Below are 7,056 nucleotides of genomic sequence, written 5' to 3' on the forward strand. Positions count from 1 at the left end.
CCCTTGAGGAAAAAATATTTCAGGCTTAAAATAATATCCGTCACAGCCGGGGAGGATGGGTGATGCGCATTGCGGTCGTCGGGGGCGGTCCTGCCGGACTCTATTTCGCGCTGCTGATGAAACGTGACTGGCCGGCGCTGGACGTCACGGTCTTCGAGCGCAACCAGCCTGACGACACGTTCGGATTCGGCGTCGTCTTTTCCGACCAGACGCTCGATACCTTCAAGGCGGCCGACCCCGAAAGCTACGGCGCGATCGTCGACAATTTCGCCTACTGGGACGATATCGAGATCCGCTTCAAGGACACGCTCCATCGTGTCTCCGGCAACGGCTTTTGCGGCTGCTCGCGCCGCTCGCTGCTGATGCTGGTGCAGGAGCGCTGCCGAGAACTCGGCGTCACGCTGAAATTCGGAACGGAAGCCGATGATATCGAAGCGCTGAAGCGCAATTTCGATCTCGTGGTCGCGGCCGACGGCATCAACAGCCGCATCCGCGAAGGCTGGCGGGAACGCTTCCGGCCACAGGTCGATCTCAGGCCGAACAAGTTCACCTGGATGGGCTCGACCCGGCCCTTCGACGCCTTCACCTTCTTCTTCAAGGAAACCGAGCACGGGCTCTTCATTGCCCATTGCTACCAGTACGAGGCCGGGCGCTCGACATGGGTGCTGGAGACGGACCCCGAGACCTTTGCGAAGGCTGGCCTGGAGGGCATGGACGAAGCCGCCTCGGCCGCCTTCCTCGAAGGCGTCTTCGCGGAGGAACTGCAAGGTCACCGGCTGATCACCAATCGCTCGCTCTGGCGCAATTTCCCGATGATCCGCTGCGAGAACTGGGTCTCGGACAATGTCGTGCTGATCGGAGACGCCAAGGCGACGGCGCATTTCTCGATCGGCTCCGGCACCAAGCTGGCAATGGAGGACGCGATTGCGCTGCATCGTGCCTTCGGCAAGGCGAAGCTCGACGTCTCCACCGCCCTGTCGCTCTACGAACGGACCCGGCGCGAAGAGGTCGAGAAGACGCAGCACGCGGCGGATGTCTCGCTGGTCTGGTTCGAGCAACTGCGTCGGTTCTGGGATTTCGATCCGTTGCGCTTTGCCTTCGGTCTGATGACGCGCTCGAAGGCGATCACCTATGACAATCTCGCTCTGCGCGCGCCCGCCTTCGCCGCTGCCATCGACACGCTGGTGGCTGACGAAGTCGGCCCTGCAGCGCGGCGCAAGCGCGACGGCTCCCCCGTGGCACCCGCATTCCAGCCATTCCGGCTCCGCGAGATGCAGGTCGAGAATCGCATGGTGCTCTCGCCCATGTGCCAGTATTCTGCGCTAGAGGGCCTGCCGACGGACTGGCACCTGATGCATTACGGCTCGCGGGCCATCGGCGGTCCGGGCTTGATCGTCAGCGAGATGACCTGCGTCGCCCCCGACGCCCGCATCACGCCCGGTTGCACCGGTCTCTACAGCGACGAGCAGGAGGCGGCCTGGACACGCATCGTCGACTTCGTTCACGCGAACTCGGCCGCGAAGTTTTGCCTTCAGCTCGGGCATGCCGGCCGCAAGGGCGCGACCAGGCTGATGTGGGAAGGGATGGACCGGCCGCTTCCCGCAGGGGCCTGGCCGATCATCTCGGCCTCGCCTCTGCCCTATTATCCCGAGAGCCAGGTGCCGCGCGAGATGACGCGCGCCGACATGGATCGCGTGCGCTCCGAGTTCGTCGCCGCGGCCGAGCGCGGCGAGCGGGCAGGCTTCGACATGTTGGAGCTGCACTGCGCCCATGGCTATCTGCTGGCAGCTTCCTCTCGCCGCTGACGAACCACAGGACGGACGCCTATGGCGGCTCGCTCGAGAACCGCCTGCGCTACCCGCTCGAGGTGTTTCGGGCGCTGCGCGAGGCCTGGCCGCGGGAGAAGCCGATGTCCGTTCGTATTTCGGCGACGGACTGGAAGGAAGGCGGCCTGTCGCCTGAGGATTCCGTCGCCATTGYGGCCGCCTTTGCCGGGGAAGGCTGTGACCTCGTCGATGTTTCCACCGGGCAGACCGTCAATGACAGCCGGCCGATTTATGGCCGCATGTTCCAGACGCCGTATTCCGACCGCATCCGCAACGAGGCGCGCATCGCCACCATGTGCGTCGGCAACATCACGACGGCCGATCAGGTGAACACGATCATTGCCTCCGGTCGCGCCGATCTCGTGGCGCTCGGGCGCCCGCATCTGGCGGACCCGTCCTTCGTGCTGCGCGCTGCGGCCTGGTATGGCGTCGATACCCCGCAACCCGTGCAGTACCAGCCCGGCAAGGACCAGCTCATGCGCAACACGCCGCGCGAGCGCGAGGATCTGACCGAGCTCAAGCTCAAGGCCAAGCCGGGGCGGCACGCGGACGCACATTAGCCATTCGCCCTTGCCGCGCGCGAAACGACGGGCGACAAGGCCCGGCGATCAGATACCGCCGGAGCCAAGCCCATGGATGCCGCCAACCCGCCGCTCGCCGGCCGCCAGCCGGCAATACCTGACGGCCTGCGCATCTATGCGGTGGGCGACGTCCATGGCCGCCTCGATCTGCTGCGCGAGATCGAGGCCCAGATCGAAGCGGATGCCCGTTCAGCCTCAGGCAAGCGCGTCATCCAGGTCATGCTTGGCGACTATATCGACCGCGGTCCCGACTCCTCTGGCGTGATCGCTCATCTCATCGACAAGCGGCGTGAACGTGAGCTCGTCACGCTGCGCGGCAATCATGAGGACTACACGCTCGGCATTCGCCATGCGCCCGATCTCGTGTTGCGCTGGTGCCGGTTTGGCGGCGTCGAGACGCTGGCATCCTACGGCATCGACGTGGCCGAGTTCGACGAGGTCGAGGAAGATCTGGCGTGCCGTCAGATCGTGCAGCGTTTCTTCGCAGCGCAACCGGCCGACCACGCCGCATTCATCGCGCAGGCGCCCCTGAACTGGCGCTGCGGTGACTATCTCTTCGTGCATGCCGGCATCCGCCCGGGCATTCCGCTCGGCGAGCAATCCGAGCAAGACATGCTCTGGATCCGGCACGAATTTCTCGACAGCGAAGAGGATTTCGGTTTCGTCGTGGTTCACGGGCATACGCCGACGACTGCGCCCGTCATCCGCCCGAACCGGATCGGTATCGACACACGCGCCTATGAAACGGGGCAGCTAACCTGCGTGGTGCTCGAAGGCACCGGCCGGCGAATCCTGACGACGGGCTGAGCCGGATCGCAACCCGGAACCTCGCCGGCCACCATTCGTTCGAGAACCAATGGCCCCGGCTCGTGCCGGACCTGTATCGTGGGAATGACGGGGCAACCCGCCTGACCCACTCACAGGGACAGGCAGAGTCCAGATCATTGCATTTTCGCAACGTCGTCGTGGCAACACGTGATCTGTTGTTGCATTCGAAAGCGGTTATCTCTGCTGCGAACACTGGCCAACGGGCCAAGGAAGCGATCAGGAGGTCACCTATGAAGCTCACGGGCATCCATCACGTCACCGCAATCTCGGCCAACGCGCCGCAGAACCGGCGCTTCTATGTCGAGACGCTCGGCATGCGCATGGTCAAGAAAACGGTCAATCAGGACGACACCTCGGCCTATCATCTGTTCTACGCCGACGGCGCCGGCTCGCCCGGCACCGATCTGACCTTTTTCGACTGGCCGGCTCCTCCGGCCAAGCGCGGCACCCATTCGATTACCCGCACCGCCCTGCGCGTCGGTGACGAGACGTCGCTGGACTGGTGGCGCGAGCGGCTGACGGCGGCTGGCGTCGCGGTTTCGGATATCCGCGCCATCAATGGCCGCGCCGCGATTGATTTCGAGGATCCGGAAGGCCAGCGCCTGACGCTGATCGCCGATGGCGGTGCGATTCCCTTCGTGGCCTGGGACAGGAGTTCCGTGCCGACAGAACATCAGATCCGTGGCCTCGGCCCGGTGACGATTTCCGTGCCGAAGCTGGAGCGGACCGAGCTCGTGCTGGGCAAGCTGCTCGGCCTCGAGCGCATTGCGGACTATCGCGACGCGGCTCATGCGACCGGCGACATCCACGTCTTCAAGGTCGGCGATGGCGGGCCGGCGGCGGAGCTGCATGTCGCGGTCGAGCCCGACCTGCCGCAGGCACGCGAAGGGGCGGGCGGTGTCCACCATCTCGCGCTGCGGACGCCGACCTTCGGCGAGTACGATGAGTGGGCGGAGCGCCTGCGCGCGACCGGCTATCCCAATAGCGGACCGGTCGATCGCTTCTATTTCCGTTCGCTCTATCTGCGTGAGCCAAATGGAATCCTGATCGAGATCGCCAGCGATGGTCCCGGCTTCGCAACCGATGAGCCGGCCGAAACGATGGGCGAAAAGCTCGCGCTGCCGCCGTTCCTGGAACCGAAGCGCCGGCAGATCGAGGCCAATCTGAAGCCGCTCTAAAGCATCGGCCCGAAAAGTGGATTGCGGTTTTCGGGGCAAAGCCGATGCAAAGACAACGGGTTAGATCATCGGACTGGATACGATATCCGGTCCGATGAACTGGAGGCATCGGCCCGAGACTGGATTGTGGTTCTCGGGCAAGCGGTGCCCACACGAAAGGCGAGATCATCGGATCGGTATCCGGTCCGATGATCCAACGCACCGAGCGGCTCAGCCGAGCCGCTCGGCTCTGATGCGGATCCCGGCGGCCGGGGGGTGACGACGGCCAGGACCTCATCCTCGCCATGCTCGCTCGGCACCGCGACGGCAACCGCCTCGCGAACCCCGGGATGGGCCAGGATCTCGCTCTCCAGTTCAAAGGAGGAAATGTTCTCGCCACGCCGGCGGATCACGTCCTTGAGCCGGTCGACGAAGAAGAAGCGCCCATCCGGCATCTGGCGAAAGGCGTCGCCAGTGTGGAACCAGCCATTGCGCATCGCCGCGACCGTCGCCTCGGCATTCCCATAGTAGCCTTTCATCAGCGCCCACGGCCGGTGCGAGCGAACCAGCAATTCGCCGACCTCGCCCCTTGGCATTTCGCAGTCATGAGCATCAGCGACCCGCAATTCGAACCAGGGTCGCGGCAAGCCTGCCAGGCCTTGCTCTGAAATGCCGGGGCCGGCACTGAGCGGACTGGCTATCTCCGTCATGTTGTAGACGGTGTGCAGATCGACGCCGAAGCGCTCGCGGAACGAGACGGCGTCCTCGCCGAAGGGCACGATGAAGGCCTTCTTCAGGGGCTGTTCCCGGTCGGACGCACTGGCCGGCTGCTTCAGCAGGAACGTCGCCATGACGCCGAGCAGCAAGACCAGAGTGCTGCCGGTACCGCGAACGGCATCCCAGAAATCGGCGGTGCGGAACTCGCGGACCATGCCGATCGATCCGCCGCAGGCGAGCATCGCATAGACATAGAGCGTCGAGCCGCAATGGAAGATCGGGCCGCAGACCAGGCAGCAATCCTCGGGGCCGATGCAGTCGAATGCGTCAGGCCCCATCGTGTAGAGCTGGACATAGGACGACACCACGCCCTTGGCATTGCCGGTCGTGCCGGAGGTGTACATGATCGCCTGGGTGTCCCAGGGCTCGATCGCACGCTCCAGCGCCAGGGTATCGTCCGCAACCACGGCGGGGAGCTCGAACGGGGCGACGGTGACGCCTGCGAGCTGCGGCTCCCGTTGCTCGCTCTCGCCGACCAGCAGAACCTGCCGCAGTTTGCCGGGATTGACCTCCGCCAACCTTGGCACCAGCGCCCGATGGCCGACCATCAACGCCGCGTCGGCATCGTCGAGCACATATTCGAGCGGGCGGCCGCGCGCGGCGGTGTTCAGCGGGACATAGACGGCGCCGAGATAGTTGATCGCGAACCAGGTCGCCAGCAGGTCGGGGCCATTGCCCATCCAGCACAGCACATGGTCGCCCTGCTTCACGCCGGCCGCGGCAAGGGCGGCAGCGTGCAAACGCACCTGTCGCAGCGTTTCGCCATAGCTCCAGGTCGCGCCGGGCCAGAACTGGACGAAGCGCCGATCCGGATTTGTCCTGGCCTGGCGCTCGAGCATGTGGCGCAGCACGCACGCGTCGCTCCCGGGCACGTTCGCGGCATCTGCCAAATCCTTGCCAACCGTCATCAGCCGCGCTCCTCCAAGGCATCGCTCTGATCCGGCCCAGGGGCAGGGCGGCGATTTCTGGCGAAAGCCTGCGGCAGATCCGGCGGTATCGTCAATTGCGAGCGGCGCTCTGCGGCGTTGCCGCTGCTTCACGCCAGAGCGGAGGCTTCAACCCGGCGCCTGTTCACGGATTGCCCTGGCGGTCTCCTTCTGTATGTCGAAGGCGGCCCGTCGCTGCCGGATCTCATCGGGCGAAAGACGTTCGATATTGCAATAGTCCAACTTCCAGTCCGGGGTGGAACTCCAGATCAAGGGGGACTGCACCGTGGTCCGTGGCGCCGGTGCCCGCTCCAGGGTGGCCAGAGCCAGATCGAGCGTAACGTCCTGGGAGCTGCGGTCGTTCGGTCGCCCCGCGKAATTGCCGAGCGGAAAATCCGAAAACAGGAAGCGCGGCACACCGACATATTCGACGATGTCCTTGGCGCAACCCATGACAACGGTCGCGATGCCATTCTCCTCCAGCGCCCTGGCGGCGAGACTGACGCTCTGATGGCAGACGGGGCAATTCGGCACCAGAATCGCTGCATCGACCGCAWCCGCCCTGCAGCGGGCGACGATCTCCGGGCAATCGACCTCGAGCGTCACGCGGTGGCTGCGATTGGTCGGCAAGCCATGGAAGCGCGGTGCAATCGAGCCGAGCCGCCCTGAGATCGCCGCCTGGCGCAATGCGGCCAGCAGGAAATAGCTCCCGAGATCTTCGGCGGTCGTATGCGTGCGGTCGATCGCGACATGGGCGATGCGCAGGTCGTGCTCCTCGCCGCTATCGGCGGAATAGACGGAATAGAACTTGGCTGCAGCGTTGTAGGGCGCTCCCGGCCCCTGATCGCCCTTGTCCGGTTGGTAGGGGGCAGCCGTCGTGATGATCGTCACCCGGCACTCAGAAAGAGGCCTCGCCAAAGCCTGAAACGGCACCGCGGCGTAATGCGCCCATGCGTAGGGC

Annotated in this window: 4 protein-coding genes and 1 pseudogene; 3 read left to right on the forward strand and 2 right to left on the reverse strand. The window is 64.9% G+C overall.

The features are described from left to right. Positions 1 to 62 precede the first annotated feature (62 nt). The 3 genes and pseudogenes from AC1D34_RS08325 to AC1D34_RS08335 all read left to right on the forward strand — a co-directional run bounded on the left by AC1D34_RS08325 (position 63) and on the right by AC1D34_RS08335 (position 4,413). Positions 63 to 2,386, forward strand: a pseudogene (locus tag AC1D34_RS08325) (bifunctional salicylyl-CoA 5-hydroxylase/oxidoreductase). Between the two features lie 72 nt (positions 2,387 to 2,458). Next, positions 2,459 to 3,214 (forward strand): metallophosphoesterase family protein, encoded by a 756-nt coding sequence (locus AC1D34_RS08330; protein WP_441490828.1) that lies wholly within the window; start codon positions 2,459 to 2,461, stop codon positions 3,212 to 3,214. A gap of 251 nt (positions 3,215 to 3,465) precedes the next feature. Beyond that, positions 3,466 to 4,413 carry a ring-cleaving dioxygenase gene (locus AC1D34_RS08335; RefSeq protein ID WP_441507116.1) on the forward strand — a complete coding sequence of 316 codons (948 nt, stop codon included), beginning with the start codon at positions 3,466 to 3,468 and terminating at the stop codon, positions 4,411 to 4,413. Between the two features lie 65 nt (positions 4,414 to 4,478). On the opposite strand, the gene AC1D34_RS08340 is transcribed toward AC1D34_RS08335, so the two are convergent. Together AC1D34_RS08340 and AC1D34_RS08345 are read right to left on the reverse strand one after the other, a co-directional pair. Then, positions 4,479 to 6,077: an AMP-binding protein gene (locus tag AC1D34_RS08340; protein WP_476823987.1), complete on the reverse strand. Its 1,599-nt coding sequence runs from the start codon at positions 6,075 to 6,077 to the stop codon at positions 4,479 to 4,481. 147 nt (positions 6,078 to 6,224) lie between these two features. Beyond that, the coding region (locus tag AC1D34_RS08345; RefSeq protein ID WP_476823988.1) for a glycine reductase at positions 6,225 to 7,056 on the reverse strand (832 nt) is incomplete at its 5' end.

Source organism: Allobosea sp. P1_A7 (assembly GCF_056406775.1).